This is a genomic window from Arthrobacter echini (genome assembly GCF_008107445.1).
Lineage (GTDB): Bacteria > Actinomycetota > Actinomycetes > Actinomycetales > Micrococcaceae > Arthrobacter_D > Arthrobacter_D echini_A.
This window is the reverse complement of record NZ_VSLD01000001.1, coordinates 269,182-285,808: the sequence shown is the minus strand read 5'-3', so window position 1 is coordinate 285,808 and position 16,627 is coordinate 269,182. Positions and strand designations below refer to the sequence as shown.

General features: G+C 67.1%; 13 protein-coding genes. 9 read left to right on the top strand and 4 right to left on the bottom strand.

What is annotated here, in order from left to right; translation table 11 throughout:
* Window positions 1-69 precede the first annotated feature (69 nt).
* The 3 genes from FQ377_RS01360 to FQ377_RS01350 form a co-directional block, all read right to left on the bottom strand.
* Window positions 70-1,326 (bottom strand): aminopeptidase P family protein, encoded by a 1,257-nt coding sequence (locus FQ377_RS01360; RefSeq protein WP_148599451.1) that lies wholly within the window; start codon window positions 1,324-1,326, stop codon window positions 70-72.
* 111 nt (window positions 1,327-1,437) lie between these two features.
* Window positions 1,438-2,223 carry a creatininase gene (locus FQ377_RS01355; RefSeq protein WP_148599450.1) on the bottom strand — a complete coding sequence of 262 codons (786 nt, stop codon included), beginning with the start codon at window positions 2,221-2,223 and terminating at the stop codon, window positions 1,438-1,440.
* Window positions 2,224-2,352: 129 nt separating this feature from the next.
* Window positions 2,353-4,122: a BCCT family transporter gene (locus FQ377_RS01350; protein ID WP_148599449.1), complete on the bottom strand. Its 1,770-nt coding sequence runs from the start codon at window positions 4,120-4,122 to the stop codon at window positions 2,353-2,355.
* Between the two features lie 277 nt (window positions 4,123-4,399).
* On the opposite strand from FQ377_RS01350, the gene glyA reads away from it, so the two are divergent.
* From glyA to FQ377_RS01310, 8 genes are all read left to right on the top strand, one after another.
* Complete coding sequence (gene glyA, locus FQ377_RS01345) at window positions 4,400-5,800, top strand: serine hydroxymethyltransferase (RefSeq protein WP_148599448.1); 1,401 nt, start codon at window positions 4,400-4,402, stop codon at window positions 5,798-5,800.
* A gap of 4 nt (window positions 5,801-5,804) precedes the next feature.
* Complete coding sequence (locus FQ377_RS01340; protein ID WP_148599447.1) at window positions 5,805-7,022, top strand: sarcosine oxidase subunit beta family protein; 1,218 nt, start codon at window positions 5,805-5,807, stop codon at window positions 7,020-7,022.
* A 39-nt stretch (window positions 7,023-7,061) separates the two neighbouring features.
* The gene (locus FQ377_RS01335) at window positions 7,062-7,478 is read left to right on the top strand and encodes a sarcosine oxidase subunit delta (protein ID WP_148599446.1); all 417 of its coding nucleotides are present in this window, start codon (window positions 7,062-7,064) and stop codon (window positions 7,476-7,478) included.
* The gene (locus tag FQ377_RS01330; RefSeq protein ID WP_148599445.1) at window positions 7,475-10,417 is read left to right on the top strand and encodes a 2Fe-2S iron-sulfur cluster-binding protein; all 2,943 of its coding nucleotides are present in this window, start codon (window positions 7,475-7,477) and stop codon (window positions 10,415-10,417) included. Before FQ377_RS01335 ends, FQ377_RS01330 begins: the two co-directional genes overlap by 4 nt.
* Window positions 10,410-11,045, top strand: a complete 636-nt coding sequence (locus FQ377_RS01325; RefSeq protein WP_148599444.1) for a sarcosine oxidase subunit gamma — start codon at window positions 10,410-10,412, stop codon at window positions 11,043-11,045. Before FQ377_RS01330 ends, FQ377_RS01325 begins: the two co-directional genes overlap by 8 nt.
* Window positions 11,046-12,419, top strand: a complete 1,374-nt coding sequence (locus FQ377_RS01320) for an L-serine ammonia-lyase (RefSeq protein WP_148599443.1) — start codon at window positions 11,046-11,048, stop codon at window positions 12,417-12,419.
* On the top strand, window positions 12,403-13,272 hold the full coding sequence (gene purU, locus FQ377_RS01315) for a formyltetrahydrofolate deformylase (RefSeq protein WP_148599442.1): 870 nt from the start codon (window positions 12,403-12,405) through the stop codon (window positions 13,270-13,272). The genes FQ377_RS01320 and purU overlap by 17 nt, the downstream gene beginning before the upstream one ends.
* A 237-nt stretch (window positions 13,273-13,509) precedes the next feature.
* Entirely contained in the window at window positions 13,510-14,802 is a 1,293-nt protein-coding gene (locus FQ377_RS01310; protein WP_262364263.1) for an MFS transporter, read from the top strand.
* Between the two features lie 45 nt (window positions 14,803-14,847).
* On the opposite strand, the gene FQ377_RS01305 is transcribed toward FQ377_RS01310, so the two are convergent.
* Window positions 14,848-15,750: a phosphatase PAP2 family protein gene (locus FQ377_RS01305; protein ID WP_148599440.1), complete on the bottom strand. Its 903-nt coding sequence runs from the start codon at window positions 15,748-15,750 to the stop codon at window positions 14,848-14,850.
* Window positions 15,751-16,005: 255 nt separating this feature from the next.
* Here FQ377_RS01305 and FQ377_RS01300 point away from each other — a divergent pair, with 255 nt between their 5' ends.
* The gene (locus FQ377_RS01300; RefSeq protein ID WP_187393210.1) at window positions 16,006-16,620 is read left to right on the top strand and encodes a helix-turn-helix domain-containing protein; all 615 of its coding nucleotides are present in this window, start codon (window positions 16,006-16,008) and stop codon (window positions 16,618-16,620) included.
* Window positions 16,621-16,627: the final 7 nt, after the last annotated feature.

Here is a 16,627-nt window from a genome sequence, read left to right as displayed (position 1 = left end):
ACCCGTCGGACGGGAGGGGCGGTGCGGCATCCTCTGCCGCACCGCCCTTCCCGTCCTGTTACGCCGGTATCAGGCGCTGATGATGTTGTGCTCGGGGCCGAACGGGAACTTGGTGATGTTCTCCGCTCCGTTCTCCCCGACCACCAGGATGTCGTGCTCGCGGTAGCCGCCGGCACCGGGCTGGCCATCGAGCACGGTGATCATCGGTTCCATGGAGACCACCATGTCCGCTTCCAGGACGGTGTCGATGTCCTCGCGGAGCTCGAGGCCCGCTTCGCGTCCGTAGTAGTGGCTCAGCACACCGAAGGAGTGCCCGTACCCGAAGGTGCGGTTGGCCAGCAGTCCGTGCCCGATGTAGATCTCGTTCAGCTCGGCGGCGATGTCCTTGCAGACGGCACCGGGCTTGATGAGTTCCAGGCCACGTTCGTGGACCTCGACGTTGATGTTCCAGAGCTCGAGCGAGCGCTCATCCGGCTCACCGAAGAACAGGGTGCGCTCCAGGGCCGTGTAGTAGCCGGAGGTCATGGGGAAGCAGTTCAGCGACAGGATGTCGTGTTCCTGGATCTTGCGGGTCGTGGCCCAGTTGTGTGCTCCGTCGGTGTTGATGCCCGACTGGAACCACACCCAGGTGTCGCGGATCTCGGAATCGGGGAACGTCCGGGCGATCTCGTGCACCATGGCCTCGGTGCCGATCAGTGCCACCTCGTACTCGGTGATGCCGGCCTTGATGGCACCGCGGATGGCCTCGCCGCCGAGGTCGCCGATCCGGGCACCGTGCTTGATGACCTCGATCTCCTCCGCGGACTTGATCATGCGCTGGCGCATGGCGGCCTGGGCCACGTCCACGAGGGTCGCGTTCTCGAAGGCCGCCTGGATCTTGTTGCGGTTGTCCAGCGGCAGCGAATCGTCCTCGACGCCGAGGCGCTTCGCCTTGATACCGCGGGTACGCAGCGCCTCCTGGATCGCGAAGATGTAGTTGTCGCGGCGCCAGTCCGTGTAGACCACGTTGTCGCCGTAGCTGCGGCGCCACGGCATGCCGGCGTCGATGTTCGCGGTGACGGTGACGGTGTCGTCCGCCGTGACCACCATGGCGTAGGAGCGCCCGAAGTAGGTGAAGAGGAAGTCGGAGTAGTACTTGATGGACTGGTAGCTCGTCAGGACCACGGCGTCGAGGTCCTTCTCCGCCATGATGCGGCGGAGCCCGCCGAGGCGACGCTCGAACTCGGCGTCGGAGAAGGTGAGGGAGACCTTCTGCCCGTTGTTGAGGGTCTTGAGTCGGTCGAGCTTCGCGACGTCGGTGACGGCCTGGTCATCGGTGGTTGTCATGGGAGGGCCTTTCCTGGGTGGTCGTACGAGGCGCGGGGAGTGCTCCTCGGGGTTCATGTTGCGTGAGGTGCAACACTGTTGTTTGGAGTATTGAGCGTTGCCCGACCGAAGTCAAGCCCCCTCGGGATGTTCCGCCTGGTCGAGACCGAACTCGGTGGTGATGTCCGCCGAGAGGTCCTCCACCACCTGGTCGAAGAGCAGTCGGCCCTTGTCGGCGTCCGAACCGGCAGGCGCCGACAGACAGCCGGAATCCGGGGTGCGGCCCGCGACGACGGGCAACCGGTCGAACCGTGGGAGCGATGCCGCCGGATGCTGTATGGCTCGATCGAGCGACACCAGCGAGGGCTCCAGATGCAGCATGAGGGACGTCTCGAGGACACCGCCGTGCTCGATCGCCCAGCCCGGGAACCCGTCGGGGTAGACCTGCGCGAGCGTGGGCTCCGAGACGTAGTCCCAGTAGGACAGCAGCAGCACGCTCCGGTCGTCACCGCTGCCGATGCCGAGCTCGTCGAGCGCGAGATCGACGCCCTCGTAGAGGAACTGGTAGTTCTCGAAGTGCCCGTTGACGAATACGATCCGGCGGACGTCCTGTTTAAGGAGCGACACCGTGACGGATCGCGTCAGGGCGATGAGGGCTGCGGCATCCAGGCTCGTGGTGCCCCGGAGGTGGTTGCCGCCGCCGGATTTCTGCTGCGATTTGTAGCCGTAGGTGAATGGCTGGGCCACCAGTCCCCGGGTTCGCCGAGCCACTGCCGTGGCGATACTCGTGGACAGGACGGCGTCCGTGCCCATCGGGAGATGAGGCCCATGCTGCTCCAGGGCGCCGACAGGCACCAGGACCGGGCCCGGTTGTTCCTCCAGCCAGGTACTGAAGGTATGGGCGTCCATCTCGGACATCAGGACACTGTTTCCTGCGACGGCTGGTTCCGCGTGTATGGCGAGCCTCCTTGACGTGGGGCGTGGGGTTTGGGGCGTGGGGCGAGCACGCAGCGCCGCGAGGCGTCGCGGCGCTGCGTGCTTCGGGCACTAGTGCTCTGCGCGGTGCGCCAGCGGAAGGCCGTCGGCGTCGAGCTGGTCGTCCTCCGCGCGGTGCGCGGGATCATTGACCTCCTTCTCGAGCCTCTTGACCTCCTTGTTGCGCTTCCGCAGCCTCCGGATGAGATTCGCGATCATCAGGAGGATCACGAAGGAGAAGGGGAAGGCGCCGATGATGGTGCCGGTCTGTACGGTGTCCACCACGGCCGTGCCGCCGATGGAGAGCAGGATCAGCGCGACGGCAGCGATGCTGACAACGAGGATCACCCTGAACCAGGGACCCGACTTGTTGGGCGCCGAGACGAACTCCGCCAGGGCATAGGTGCCGGCGTCGAGGCTCGTGACGTAGTACGTGGCCACCAGGATGGTCGAGATCACCAGGAGCAACCCACCCACGATGGGGACCATGCTGAGCATCGAGAACAGTCCGCTGGAGGTATCGGCCGCAACTCCGTCCGAGATGGAGCGGTTCGACTGGTCGTCGTAATAGACGGCGGCCGAGCCGAGGATGCCGATCCAGATCATCACGATCAGCGAGGGGATCACGGTGACGCCGATGACGAATTCACGAATGGTCCGACCACGGGAGATGCGGGCGATGAAGCCGGCGACGAAGGGCGAGAAGGCGATGACCCAGCACCAGATGAAGACCGTCCACCAGCCGTTCCAGCTGTCCTGCCAGCTCTCGATGGGAGCTGCAGCCGTGGGTGAATCGGTCCAGAAGCTCATCGGGATGAAGTTGTAGAAGAACGAGCCGAACGTCTCCGAGATGTTGGAGATGATGTAGATGGTCGGTCCGAACACGAACACGGCAGCCATCAGGACGATGCTCAGGATCGAGTTGGCCTCGCTGACCCTCCTCATGCCCTTGTTGACCCCGAGGAAGGCCGAGATGGCGGTCAGGCCGCCGAGCCCGACAATGACGGCGATCCAGAGGCCGGGGCCTGCGCTGAGGCCCGTGAAGGAGGAGAGGCCGGAGGTGAACTGGAGGGCCGCGAAGCCGAACGAGGTTGCCAGGCCGAGGACCGTCGCGATGATCGCGAGCAGTTCGACGATCACGCCGGCGCCGCGCTGGGTCCTCTTGGGCAGGATGTCCACGGTGGCTTCCCGGAACGTCAGGGTCTTCCCGAGATTGTGGTGCGAATAGGCGAGGCAGACCGCAACCACGCAGTACATGGCCCAGGCGGTGACGCCCCAGTGGAAGTAGGACCAGACGATCCCGCCGCCGGACGTGTCGGCCTGGGGTGCGATGACGGGGCTCTCGTCGCGGAGCATGATCGGCTCGGCGACGGACCAGAAGATGAGGCCGATGCCCTGTCCGCACGCGAACAGCATGGAGTACCAGGCGAAATTGCCGTGCTCGGGCTTGGCCTGCGGGCCGCCGAGGCGGATCTTGCCCACGCGGCTGAAGGCGAGCCAGCCACAGACACCGAGGGCCACGAGGGAGTAGAGGACGAACAGCCAGGTGAAGCCGGAGGTGACGAAGGTGCGCAGCTCGCCGATGACTCCGGCGGCACCCTCAGGGTTCAGGGTGACGGCTACCACGAGGCCGATGATGAGCAGCGGCGGCAGGATCTTGATGATGGCCCGGTCCAGCGGCGGGATGACTCGGCCGCGGAAGCGGGGTAGGTCGACCTGACGCGGGGGCTGTGTTCCGTCGCCCCGCGTCGCCTTGGTCGAGGTCGATGTGCTGCCGCCTTCGGCACCGGCCTCGTTTCGGGATGCCGCTCGGGCCGGATCCGATTGCTCGTTGATGGACATGCCAACGTCTCTTTCGTTGGGCGGCCGCACGTGGACGGCTGCGAGGTTGCTCTCGAAGATTCGAGACACGGGGTTGTTGCGGACGTTGCAACGGTGTTCCACAGATCGTACAGTGGTGGGCGTCACAGTCAAGAGGTTGGACGATGTGCGGCCCGGGGAGTCAAGCACTCCGCGCCGGCCGGCCAGATCAAGCGGGAGTCTTGACCCGATGTGATCTTCCTCCTATGGTGGGTGCAATCTGATATATCAGTTGTCGACGGAAAGGCAGGGACCTTCGATGGTTCAGGAAACGACGATCTCCTCCGAGGAGACCAAAACGAACCCGACGACGGCGGCAGCACAGGGCAACCGCGGACAGGTCGTCTCGGCGTCGCTGACCGCCGATCTCGCCGACCTCGATCCGGAGATCGCAACACGCATCGACGCGGAGCTCAGCCGTCAGCGTGAAGGCCTCGAGATGATCGCGTCGGAGAACCACACGGCGCAGGCGATTATGCAGGCGCAGGGCTCGGTGCTGACCAACAAGTATGCCGAGGGATATCCCGGACGGCGCTACTACGGCGGCTGCGAGCACGTCGACGTCATCGAGCAGCTGGCGATCGACCGGGTCAAGGATCTCTTCGGCGCGGGCTTCGCCAATGTCCAGCCACACTCCGGTGCACAGGCCAACGCCTCCGTGATGCACGCACTGATCAGGCCGGGGGACACCATCCTCGGCCTGAACCTCGCCCACGGCGGACACCTGACCCACGGGATGAAGATCAACTTCTCGGGTCGGCTCTACAACGTGGCTGCCTACGGGGTGGACCCCGAGTCGCACCTGGTGGACATGGCCGAGGTTGAGCGACTGGCCGTGGAGCACCAGCCCAAGCTGATCATCGCCGGCTGGTCCGCCTACCCGCGCCAGCTGGACTTCGCCGCCTTCCGGCGGATCGCCGACCAGGTCGGCGCCTACCTCCTCGTGGACATGGCCCACTTCGCCGGGCTCGTTGCCGCAGGCCTGCACCCCTCCCCGGTGCCGCACGCCCACGTGGTGACATCCACGACGCACAAGACGCTGGCCGGCCCGCGCGGCGGGATCATCCTGTCCAACGACACCGACATTGCCAAGAAGATCAATTCCGCGGTCTTCCCGGGGCAGCAGGGTGGCCCGCTGGAGCACGTCATCGCGGGGAAGGCCGTAGCCTTCAAGATCGCCGCCACGGAGGAGTTCCGCGAGCGGCAGGAGCGCACCCTCGAAGGAGCCCGCATCCTCGCCGAGCGCCTGGGTCAACCCGATGTCGCAGAGCGCGGCATCGGCGTGCTCACCGGAGGCACCGATGTGCACCTGGTGCTCGTGGACCTGCGCCACTCCGAGCTGGACGGGCAGCAGGGCGAGGACCTCCTGGCCTCGATCGACATCACCGTGAACCGCAACGCCGTCCCGTTCGACCCGCGCCCACCGATGGTCACCTCGGGTCTGCGCATCGGTACACCGGCGCTCGCAACCCGTGGCTTCAGCACGGAGGCCTTCGTGGAGGTCGCGGACATCATCGCCCTGACCCTCGTGGCCGGCACCCAGCAGGGGCCGGCCGACACCGCGGTCCTCGACGACCTGCGGGACCGCGTCCTCGCGCTCGCCCGGAAGCACCCGCTCTACCCCGACCTCGCGCCCCTCTCAACCCCGATCGGAGCCTAAGACCATGGCCGACAAACTCCCGGAGCACCCGGACTTCCTCTGGCACAACCCGGACCCCAAGCCCTCCTACGATGCGATCATCGTCGGTGGCGGCGGTCATGGCCTGGCCACCGCGTACTTCCTCGCGAAGAACCACGGGATGACGAACATCGCGGTCCTGGAGAAGGGCTGGCTCGCCGGCGGGAACATGGCGCGCAACACCACGATCATCCGGTCGAACTACCTGTGGGACGAGAGCGCGGCGATGTACGAGCATGCGCTCAAGCTGTGGGAGACCCTGCCCGAGGAGCTCGAGTACGACTTCCTGTTCAGCCAGCGCGGCGTGATGAACCTCGCCCACACGCTCGGGGACGTCCGCGAGAGCATGCGCCGCGTGGGCGCGAACCAGCTCAACGGCGTCGACGCCGAGTGGTTGGACCCGAAGCAGGTCAAGGAACTCTGCCCCATCCTGAACATCAGCGACAACATCCGCTACCCGGTCATGGGTGCCACGTACCAGCCCCGCGCGGGGATCGCCAAGCACGACCACGTGGCCTGGGCCTTCGCCCGCAAGTGCGACGAGCTCGGCGTGGACATCATCCAGAACTGCGAAGTGACCGGCTTCGTCAAGGACGGCAACAGGGTGACCGGCGTCAAGACCAATCGCGGGACCATCAACACCGAGAAGGTGGGTCTGTGCGCAGCAGGTCACAGCTCGGTCCTCGCGGAGATGGCAGGTTTCCGGCTGCCCATCCAGTCCCACCCGCTCCAGGCCCTGGTCTCCGAGCTGCACGAACCAGTCCACCCGACGGTGGTCATGTCCAACCACGTGCACGTCTATGTCTCCCAGGCACACAAGGGCGAGCTCGTCATGGGCGCCGGCGTGGACTCCTACAACGGGTACGGCCAGCGCGGCTCGTTCCACGTGATCGAGCACCAGATGGCGGCCGCCGTCGAGCTCTTCCCCATCTTCGCGCGAGCGCACGTCCTGCGGACCTGGGGTGGAGTGGTGGACACCACCCTGGATGCATCTCCGATCGTGGGGACCACTCCCGTGGAGAACATGTTCGTGAACTGTGGCTGGGGCACGGGGGGTTTCAAGGGTACACCGTCCGCGGGCTATACCTTCGCCCACACCATTGCGACCGGGGCGCCGCACGAGCTCAATGCACCCTTCGCACTCGAACGCTTCGAGACCGGCGCCCTGATCGACGAGCACGGCGCAGCCGCCGTGGCCCACTAGCCGCCGTCCGCGACCTCAGACCCCAGAAAGAAGAAGCACATGCTGCTCATCTCCTGCCCCAACTGCGGCTCCCGCGACGAGACCGAGTTCCACTACGGTGGCCAGGCCCACGTGCCCTATCCGGAGAACCCGGACGAACTGACCGACCGGCAGTGGGCCGAGTTCCTGTTCTACCGTGACAACACCAAGGGCTCGTTCGCCGAGCGCTGGCTGCACAGTACCGGGTGCCGCCAGTGGTTCAACATGCTCCGCGACACCGTCACCTACGACATCCAGGCCATCTACCCGATGGGTGCGCCACGGCCGGCGCCGAACACCGATCAGCCGGCCGATTTCGGCACGGCCAGTCTGGCCCCCGACAGCACCACCACGGGAACCACGGGCCCGAGTGTCGCCTCGACCGATCTCGGCCCCGCGGAACCCGCCGCCACCGCCCCGAAGGGAGCAACGCAGTGACTTCCCAGAATTCCCGCCTCGCCGAGGGCGGGCGTATCGACCGCACCATCTCCTGGCGTTTCACCGTCGACGGCGAGGAACTCTCCGGGCACCCGGGGGACACCCTCACCTCGGCACTGCTGGCCAACGGCCGGATCGGGGCCGGCGACTCGCTCTACGAGAACCGGCCCCGTGGCATCGTCTCCGCCGGGGTGGAGGAACCCAACGCCCTGGTCCGCATCTCCCCGCGGTTCCCCGGCGACGTCGCCGAGTCCATGCTCCCGGCGCCCACGGTGACCCTCGTGGACGGGTTGAAGACCGAGTTCCTCAACGGCCGCGGGCGGCTGGACCCCGAGGAGGACCGCGCCGAGTACGACAAGAAGTATGTGCACACGGACATCCTGGTGGTGGGCGGCGGACCGGCGGGCCTCATGGCCGCGCGGGAGGCCATGCGTACCGGTGCCCGCGTGATGCTGCTCGACGATCAGTCCGAGCTGGGCGGATCGCTGCTTTCTGGATCCACGGCTCCCGAGCTGGCGGAGGCCATCGAGGGCAAGCCCGCGCTGGCCTGGGTGAACGACGTCGAGGCCGAACTGGTCTCGGGTGCCGAGTGCACCGTGCTCAATCGCACCACGGTCTTCGGAGCGTACGACGCCAACTACATCATCGCGGTCCAGAACCGCACCGACCATCTCTCCAGTCCGGCTGCTCCCGGTGTATCCCGCCAGCGGATCTGGCACATCCGCGCCTCGCAGGTCATCCTGGCCCCCGGCGCACACGAGCGCCCGCTGGTGTTCGAGAACAACGACCGCCCGGGCATCATGCTCGCCTCCGCGGTGCGCACGTACCTGAACCGGTACGCCGTCGGGGCCGGACGCAAGGTCGTCATCAGCACCACCAATGACAGCGCGTACGCCCTCGCCGCGGATCTCGCCGCAGCCGGTATCGAGGTCGCGGCCGTCGTCGACGCACGTCCCGAGCACTCGGACGTGGCCTCGGCCGCGGCGTCGGCGGGTACCCGGGTGCTCATCAGCAGCGCCGTGGCCGACACCTCGGCCTCCGCCGACAACCGGCTCGACGCCGTGACCGTCCGGGGCATCACCGACGACGGTGAGCTCACCGAGACCGTCGAGAAGATCGCCTGCGACCTGCTGGCGGTCTCCGGCGGCTGGAGCCCCGTGGTGCATCTCCACTCCCAGCGCCAGGGCAAGCTGCGCTGGGACGACGAGCTCGCGGCCTTCGTGCCGAGCACCGTGGTGCCCAACCAGCAGTCCATCGGCTCCGGCCGCGGCAGTTTCGCCCTCGAGGACTGCCTCGCAGAAGGTGGCGCCGCGGGCCTGACGGCGGCGATCGCCGTCGGTTCGAGCGACGGGGCGATGCCTGGCGCGCAGGCGGAGCCCACCGCGTCGGCCCCCACCCGCCAGCTGTGGCTCGTTCCGGGTCAGACCGGGACGCCGGACGAGTGGTACCACCACTTCGTCGACTTCCAGCGGGACCAGACCGTGGCCGATGTCCTGCGCTCCACGGGCGCGGGCATGCGGTCCGTGGAGCACATCAAGCGCTACACGTCCATAAGCACGGCCAACGACCAGGGCAAGACCTCGGGCGTGAACGCGATCGGCGTGATCGCCGCCGCTCTGCGCACCGCGGGCGAGGCCTCCCGCGGTATCGGCGACATCGGTACCACCACCTACCGGGCACCCTTCACCCCGGTGGCCTTCGCCGCACTCGCGGGCCGCCAGCGCGGCGAGCTGTTCGATCCGGCGCGCAAGACGTCCATCCAGCCCTGGCACGAGGCCCACGGCGCCCTGTTCGAGGACGTCGGGCAGTGGAAGAGGCCGTGGTACTACCCGCAGGACGGGGAGGACATGGACGCGGCCGTGCTGCGCGAGTGCGCCGCCACCCGCGACTCGGTGGGCTTCATGGACGCCACCACGCTCGGCAAGATCGAGATCCGCGGCAAGGACGCCGGTGAGTTCCTGAACCGGATCTACACGAACGCGTTCAAGAAGCTCAAGCCGGGCTCGGCACGCTACGGCGTGATGTGCACCGCGGACGGCATGATCTTCGACGACGGCGTGACCCTGCGCCTCGACGAGGACCGGTACTTCATGACCACGACCACCGGCGGTGCCGCGAAGGTGCTCGACTGGCTCGAGGAATGGCTGCAGACCGAGTGGCCGGAACTGGATGTGCAGTGCACATCCGTGACGGAGCAGTGGACCACCATCGCGGTCGTGGGACCCAAGTCCCGCGCGGTACTCGCGAAGGTGGCTCCCGAGCTCGACGCCGACGGCGGACTGGACGCGGAGGCCTTCCCGTTCATGACGTTCCGGGAGACCACGCTCGCGTCGGGTGTGCGGGCGAGGGTCTGCCGCATCTCCTTCTCCGGTGAACTGGCCTACGAGATCAACGTGCCGGCCTGGTACGGGCTCAACACCTGGGAGTCCGTCGCGGCAGCCGGAGCGGAATACGGGATCACGCCGTACGGCACGGAGACCATGCACGTCCTGCGCGCGGAGAAGGGCTACCCGATCGTGGGTCAGGATACCGACGGCACCGTCACCCCGCAGGACGCGGGCATGGAGTGGGTGGTCTCGAAGGTGAAGTCCTTCATCGGCAAGCGCTCCTACGCCCGGGCCGACGCCCAGCGCGAGGACCGCAAGCACCTGGTCAGCGTGCTGCCCGCCGACGGCAGTTTCAGGCTGCCGGAGGGGTCGCAGCTCGTGGCGAAGGGCGCCTCCACCGATCCGGCCGAGGGCCAGGTCTCCATGGAGGGCTTCGTCACCTCCAGCTACCACAGTGCGGCCCTGGGCAGGTCGTTCGCGCTGGCGCTGATCAAGAACGGGCGCGGGCGGATCGGCGAGACTCTCGTGGCCGTGGCCGGAGACAGAAGCGTCGACGTCGTCGTGTCAGATACCGTGCTATTCGACCCCGAAGGGACCCGCAAAGATGGCTAAGACAACAGCTCACACAGTACGAGACAACGATCTCTCCCGCAGGACGAGCCCGGCCGCACCGCTCGCGGACGCATTCGAGGCCGGCTCCGTGGCCGGCGTCGTCGAACTGCGCGAGGAGCCCTTCCTGACCATGGTGGGACTCAGGGTGCAGCACGGGACGGAGGTCGGCGATCGTATCGCCGCAGTCACCGGCGGTCTGCCGGAGGCCTCCGGAGGTGTCGGCGGGAACGACGACTGCTCCGTGCTCTGGCTCGGCCCCACCGAGTTCCTGGTGGTGGCCCCGATGGAGGCGCACGAGAGCCTCGGCGGAACCCTGATCCAGTCGCTGCGCGACGCCCTCGGCGACGGGGAGGGGCAGGTGGTGGATCTCTCCGCCAACCGCACCACATTCGAGCTGACCGGATCGCGGTCCCGTGCCGTCCTGGAGAAGGGCTGCTCGCTGGATCTGCACCCCCGTGTTCTCAAGGCGGGGACGGCGCTGTCCACGGAGATCGGCCAGATCCCCGTGGTCCTCTGGAAGACCGGTGACGAGAGCTTCCGGATCTTCCCCCGTGCCTCGTTCGCGGACTTCCTGGGCCGCTGGCTCCTGGACGCCATGCGCGAGTACGCCGCGCCCGAGGTGCCCTGAATGGCACTGAGTGTTTTGGATCTGTTCTCCGTCGGCATCGGGCCCTCGTCATCCCACACTGTGGGCCCCATGCGGGCGGCCAAGCTGTTCGCCGACGGCCTCGAGGAGGACGGCGTCCTGGGTACCACGCGGCGGGTCCAGGCCGAACTGTTCGGCTCCCTCGGTGCCACGGGTCGGGGCCACGGGTCTGACAAGGCGGTGGTCCTTGGGTTCAAGGGCCTGCTCCCCGAGACGGTCGACACTGCGGCGGCGGACGATCTCGTGGCCGCCGCCGCCCTCGACGCGGAGCTCTGGGTGGGCGGCAGCCAGCGCGTCGACTTCAACTGGGACGAGGACGTGGTGCTGCACCGGCGCAAGTCCCTGCCCGCCCATCCCAACGGGATGACCTTCCGCGCGCTGGACCATGCCGGCTCGGTCCTCACCGAACGGAGCTACTACTCGATCGGCGGCGGCTTCGTGGTGGACGGCGATGCCGACGCGGCCGACCGCGTGGTGGCCGACTCGACCGTACTGCCCTACCCGTTCACGTCCGCCGACGAACTGCTCGAGATCTGCAGTCGTGAGGGGATGTCCATCTCGCAGGTGATGCTCGCCAACGAGCTGACATGGCACACCGAGGCGGAGCTGCGCGAGAAACTGCTGAGTCTCTGGGCCGTCATGCGTGAGTGCGTGGACAACGGCTGCGCCGCCGAGGGGATCCTCCCCGGGGGGCTCAAGGTCAAGCGCCGCGCGCCGTCACTGTACCGGACCCTGAACGCCGACGTCGGTGTGAGCGATCCGCTGCGAGCCATGGAGTGGGTCAATCTGTTCGCGCTCGCCGTGAACGAGGAGAACGCAGCCGGTGGCCGTATCGTCACGGCCCCGACCAACGGCGCCGCGGGGATCATCCCTGCCGTGCTCCACTACTACACGAAGTTCGTCCCTGGCGCCGACGACGACGGCGTGGTCACCTTCCTGCTGACGGCGGCCGCCGTCGGCATCCTCTTCAAGCTCAATGCCTCGATCTCCGGTGCCGAGGTGGGCTGCCAGGGAGAGGTGGGATCGGCCTGCTCCATGGCCGCAGCCGGTCTGTGCGAGGTGCTCGGCGGCACGCCGGCGCAGGTGGAGAACGCCGCGGAGGTGGGGATCGAGCACAATCTCGGTCTCACCTGCGATCCCGTCGGCGGACTGGTCCAGATCCCGTGCATCGAGCGCAATGCGATCGCCAGCGTCAAGGCGATCAATGCGGCGCGCCTGGCCCTGCACGGCGACGGCAGCCATAAGGTGTCTCTGGACAAGGCGATCAAGACCATGCGGGAGACCGGAGCCGATATGAAGTCCAAGTACAAGGAGACCTCAAGGGGTGGCCTCGCCGTGAATGTCATTGAGTGCTGAGGCGGGGGACGAGTACGTCCTGACACTGGACTGCCCGGACAGGCCGGGTATCGTCCACGCGGTGTCCGGGTTCCTGCTGGAGCACGGCTGCGACATCCTGGACAACAAGCAGTTCGGGGAACGTTCTCAGCGGCACTTCTTCATGCGCCTGCACGTCCGGGCCGAGGGCGGTCCTTCCGTCGAGGCCCTCAGGGAGGCGTTCGGCGCGGTCGCGGAGGAGTTCGGGATGCGGTGGCGGCTGGAACCGCACAGCGCACGACGTCGGGTGCTCATCATGGTCTCCAAGTTCGGGCACTGCCTCAACGACCTGCTGTTCAGGACGAGGAGCGGTGAACTGAACGTGGAGGTGGTGGCCGTGGTGTCGAACCACACCGATCACCAGAGGCTCGTGGAATGGCACGGCATCCCGTTCTTCCACGTGCCGGTCACGGCGGACACCAAACCGGCCGCGGAGGCACGCCTCATCGAGCTGGTCGAGGAGCTCGACGTGGAACTCGTGGTGCTGGCACGGTACATGCAGGTTCTCAGCGACGGGCTGACCCGGAAGCTGGACGGACGGGCGATCAACATCCACCACTCGTTCCTCCCGAGTTTCAAGGGAGCCAAGCCGTACCACCAGGCGTACGCCCGCGGCGTGAAGACGGTCGGGGCCACAGCCCACTACGTCAACAGCGAGCTGGACGAGGGGCCGATCATCTCCCAACAGGTGGTCGAGGTCGATCACACCTACGGACCCGAGGACCTCGTCGCGGCCGGCAGGGACACCGAGTGCAAGGCGCTGAGCAATGCGGTGCGGTGGCACTGCGAGGGCCGGGTGATCCTGCACGGCAACAGGACCGTGGTCCTGCGCTAGGAGTACTACGCGAAGACTGCGGACAAGGCCGACCGGACCACCGGTCGGCCTTTTTCGTGCCCGCCCGGGCGTTGCGGGATCCGACGGTCTAAATACTTGACTGTGATGCGGCCCACTCCTATTGTTGTGCAACAACGTTGCAATCAGTGCAACCAATCGGAGGAGTAGTCCATGCCGCAGCGCGATGACGAACGGGCGTCGGTCCCGAAGGGAGCTTCCCCCACGAGCCTGGACGAGATGTCCGCCCCGGTGACGGTGGACCGCAGCACGCGCCGGCGCGTCGTTGCTGCGAGCTTCATCGGCAACTTCGTGGAGTGGTTCGACTACGCGGTCTACGGCTATCTGGCCGTGACCATCGCGGCGGTGTTCTTCCCCGAGTCCGATCCGCAGACAGGCCTGCTGCTCACGTTCGCGCTCTTCGCCATCTCCTTCCTGGTGCGTCCGATCGGCGGCTTCGTCTGGGGCCACATCGGCGACAAGGTGGGACGGCGGACCGCGCTCTCCCTCTCGATCCTCATCATGTCCGGTGCCACCTTCTGCATCGCGCTCATCCCCAGCTACGCCATCATCGGCATCTGGGCGCCCATCCTCCTCCTGCTCCTGCGCGTGGTCCAGGGCTTCTCCGCGTCGGGTGAGTATGCCGGGGCGTCGGCGTTCCTCGTCGAGTACGCCCCCGAGAAGAAGCGTGGTCTCTACGCGGCGGTGGTGCCGGCCAGCACGGCGGCCGGGCTCCTGCTCGGCTCGCTCATCGCGGGTCTCCTGACCACGCTGCTCGACGACGACGCCATGAGCAGCTGGGGCTGGCGACTGCCCTTCCTCCTCGCGGCCCCCATGGGCCTGATCGGGCGCTACATCCGGACAAAGCTCGAGGACACCCCGGTGTTCCGGGAACTCGCGGCCGAGGACGAGACCATCAAGGCGCCCGTCGCCAGCCTGTTCCGGCTCCACTGGCGCCTCCTGGTACGGGCGGGCGGCGCGGTGCTGCTCAACGCCGTCGGCTTCTACGTGATCCTCAGCTACATGCCCACGTATCTATCCGCGGAGCTGGGCCTCGGTGCCACTGAGTCCTTCCTCGCCACCACCATCGCGCTGATCACCTACATCGGCTTCATCTTCCTGACCGGGGCGCTCTCCGATCGCTACGGCAGGAAGAAGGTGCTCATCTCGGCGTCCGTCACCTTCATCCTGCTGACCGTGCCGGCCTTCGCCCTGCTGGGGACGGGGAACTTCCTGATCATCGTGCTCGTGCAGATCCTCCTCGGCGCCATGCTGACGCTCAACGACGGCACCCTGCCGTGTTTCCTCGCGGAGATGTTCCCCACTCGCGTCCGCTACACCGGGTTCGCGGTCAGCTTCAATCTCGCCAATGCGATCTTCGGCGGTACTGCACCGTTCGTTGCCACGTTCCTCATCGCCACATCGGGCAGCGACCTGGCTCCTGCCTGGTACCTCGTGGCCGCAGCGGTGGTCTCCCTGATCGCCGTCGCCCTCTCGCGCGAGACCTCTGCCGAACCACTGCGCCACGAGTAGCCGGAGTTCACAGCGCAGTTCACCACGGGGCGGGCACCGGAGCGGTCAGGTGTTCGCCCTGTCGGTGCGGCGGGTCCGCGCCGCGAACAGTGAGGCGGTCACGGCGGCCAGGACGAAGCCGACGCCGATGATCCACAGCACGCCCCACCAGAAGAAGAGCGGACGGCCGGCATCCGGTACCGAGACCAGGATGCCGGCCCGGACCGAGAAATAGAGCAGGGCGGAGACCAGCAGGCTGCCGACACCCAGCATCCAGCAGAGGGCGAGCCAGCGGCGTGAGGAGCCCCAGCCGCCGGGTGAGACCTGCCGGTTGCGCCTCCCTGACCCGTCCGCCCGCAGGATCACCGGTCCGGCGAGCAGCGCCCAGCCGCCGACCACGAGCAGGGCAGCCACCACGTCCGCCGGACGGTGCCACAGATTGACGAAGGTGGCCGCGCCCGCGAGCACCGCGTACGCCCCGCCCAGCATCGCGGTGAACGGACGCCACCTCGGTGTCACGATCAGGAAGACGGCGGCCGCCGTGGAGGCGGCGAGGGCCGTGTGCCCGGACGGCAGGGAATTGAAGTCCAGCGTCTGGACACCCCGGTCGGGCCGGTCGAGGACCACGTTCTTCAGCACCTGCGTGGTGATGTTCGAGGCGACGATGACGAGGCTCGCCACGACCGCAGCAGCGTAGCGGCGGCGCAGCACCGCGACGAACAGGATGGCCGCGGCCGCGAGGACGAGCGAGATGGTGGGGAGCGTGTCCAGGAACTGCAGGAACGGACCCTTCGTCTCCGGTGCGAGCAGCCCCGCCTCGCGCCACGCCGACTCGTCGGCGAACTGTCCCCGCGTCGTCCGGACGAAGGCCCAGTAGGTCCCACCGAGGGCGGCGGCGCAGGTCAGCGCGGCGAGGACGAAGGGGAGTGGGGACCCGGATCGGCCTGCGGGGCTGGTCGTCGACGGCATCCCACCGATCGTTCCACATGCAGCTGTGAGTTCCTGCAGGCGGCTGTGGGACCAGGCGGCAGCGTTGATGCCGGCTATCCCGTCTGGCGTGTGACTTGAAAAAAGATGGCCCCGCTAGGGTGCATTTCCCTCGACTTGTCCGCTGGGTGGTGCGACCGGTATCGACCTGTTCCATGGGGTACTCCCGAAGAAGGCGGTGCGTCGACCGGTCGAGGTCGCCATGGTTCCAGAGACAGCCACGAAGGGCTTCGAGCGATGGAGCGTCGAGCCAATCACAAGCTCGCTGTTCTGCGTCACGTCGAGGAGGTCAGCGGGAGCATTGCGGCGACCCGTCGCTACTACGGCCTGAGCCGGCAGGCGTGTTACAGGTGGCTGAAACGCTACGAAGCCGAGGGGCTCGAAGGGTTGAAGGACCGCTCGAGTGCCCCACATCATTCACCGATGGCGACGGCGACGGCGACGGAGGCGGACGTGGTCGAGAAGATCCTCTGGCTTCGTCAGCAGTACCACTTCGGTCCGGCGAGGATCACGATGTATCTGAAGCGGTATCACGACATCACGATCAGCGCCTCCGGTGTCTGGCGGGTCCTGAAGAACATGAATCTCAACCGCCTTCCTGCGTCGCAGCGCTACAAGCGGACGGAGACCCGTTGGAAGAGACATGAGAAGCAGCGGCCAGGCCACGCGCTGCAGGTTGATGTGCAGTTCATCGAGCCCCTCGGACAGACAGGGCGGAAGAAGCGCTACTACCAGTACACCGCGATCGATGACTGCACCCGCCTGCGCGTGCTCCGCGCCTACCCGACACATGATCAAAAGACCGCGATCCTGCTCACCGGCATCGACCCCGAAGCGCCAACGCTCTTCTGACAATGCG

What these genes read in the sequence shown, in the direction of transcription:
- FQ377_RS01310 (WP_262364263.1), top strand. Translation starts at nt 13,510, where the DNA reads ATGTCCGCCCCGGTGACGGTGGACCGCAGCACGCGCCGGCGCGTCGTT.
- FQ377_RS01340 (WP_148599447.1), top strand. Translation starts at nt 5,805, where the DNA reads ATGGCCGACAAACTCCCGGAGCACCCGGACTTCCTCTGGCACAACCCG.
- purU (WP_148599442.1), top strand. Translation starts at nt 12,403, where the DNA reads ATGTCATTGAGTGCTGAGGCGGGGGACGAGTACGTCCTGACACTGGAC.
- FQ377_RS01350 (WP_148599449.1), bottom strand. Translation starts at nt 4,122, where the DNA reads ATGTCCATCAACGAGCAATCGGATCCGGCCCGAGCGGCATCCCGAAAC.
- FQ377_RS01355 (WP_148599450.1), bottom strand. Translation starts at nt 2,223, where the DNA reads ATGTCCGAGATGGACGCCCATACCTTCAGTACCTGGCTGGAGGAACAA.
- FQ377_RS01325 (WP_148599444.1), top strand. Translation starts at nt 10,410, where the DNA reads ATGGCTAAGACAACAGCTCACACAGTACGAGACAACGATCTCTCCCGC.
- FQ377_RS01360 (WP_148599451.1), bottom strand. Translation starts at nt 1,326, where the DNA reads ATGACAACCACCGATGACCAGGCCGTCACCGACGTCGCGAAGCTCGAC.
- FQ377_RS01300 (WP_187393210.1), top strand. Translation starts at nt 16,006, where the DNA reads ATGGAGCGTCGAGCCAATCACAAGCTCGCTGTTCTGCGTCACGTCGAG.
- FQ377_RS01305 (WP_148599440.1), bottom strand. Translation starts at nt 15,750, where the DNA reads ATGCCGTCGACGACCAGCCCCGCAGGCCGATCCGGGTCCCCACTCCCC.
- glyA (WP_148599448.1), top strand. Translation starts at nt 4,400, where the DNA reads ATGGTTCAGGAAACGACGATCTCCTCCGAGGAGACCAAAACGAACCCG.
- FQ377_RS01335 (WP_148599446.1), top strand. Translation starts at nt 7,062, where the DNA reads ATGCTGCTCATCTCCTGCCCCAACTGCGGCTCCCGCGACGAGACCGAG.
- FQ377_RS01320 (WP_148599443.1), top strand. Translation starts at nt 11,046, where the DNA reads ATGGCACTGAGTGTTTTGGATCTGTTCTCCGTCGGCATCGGGCCCTCG.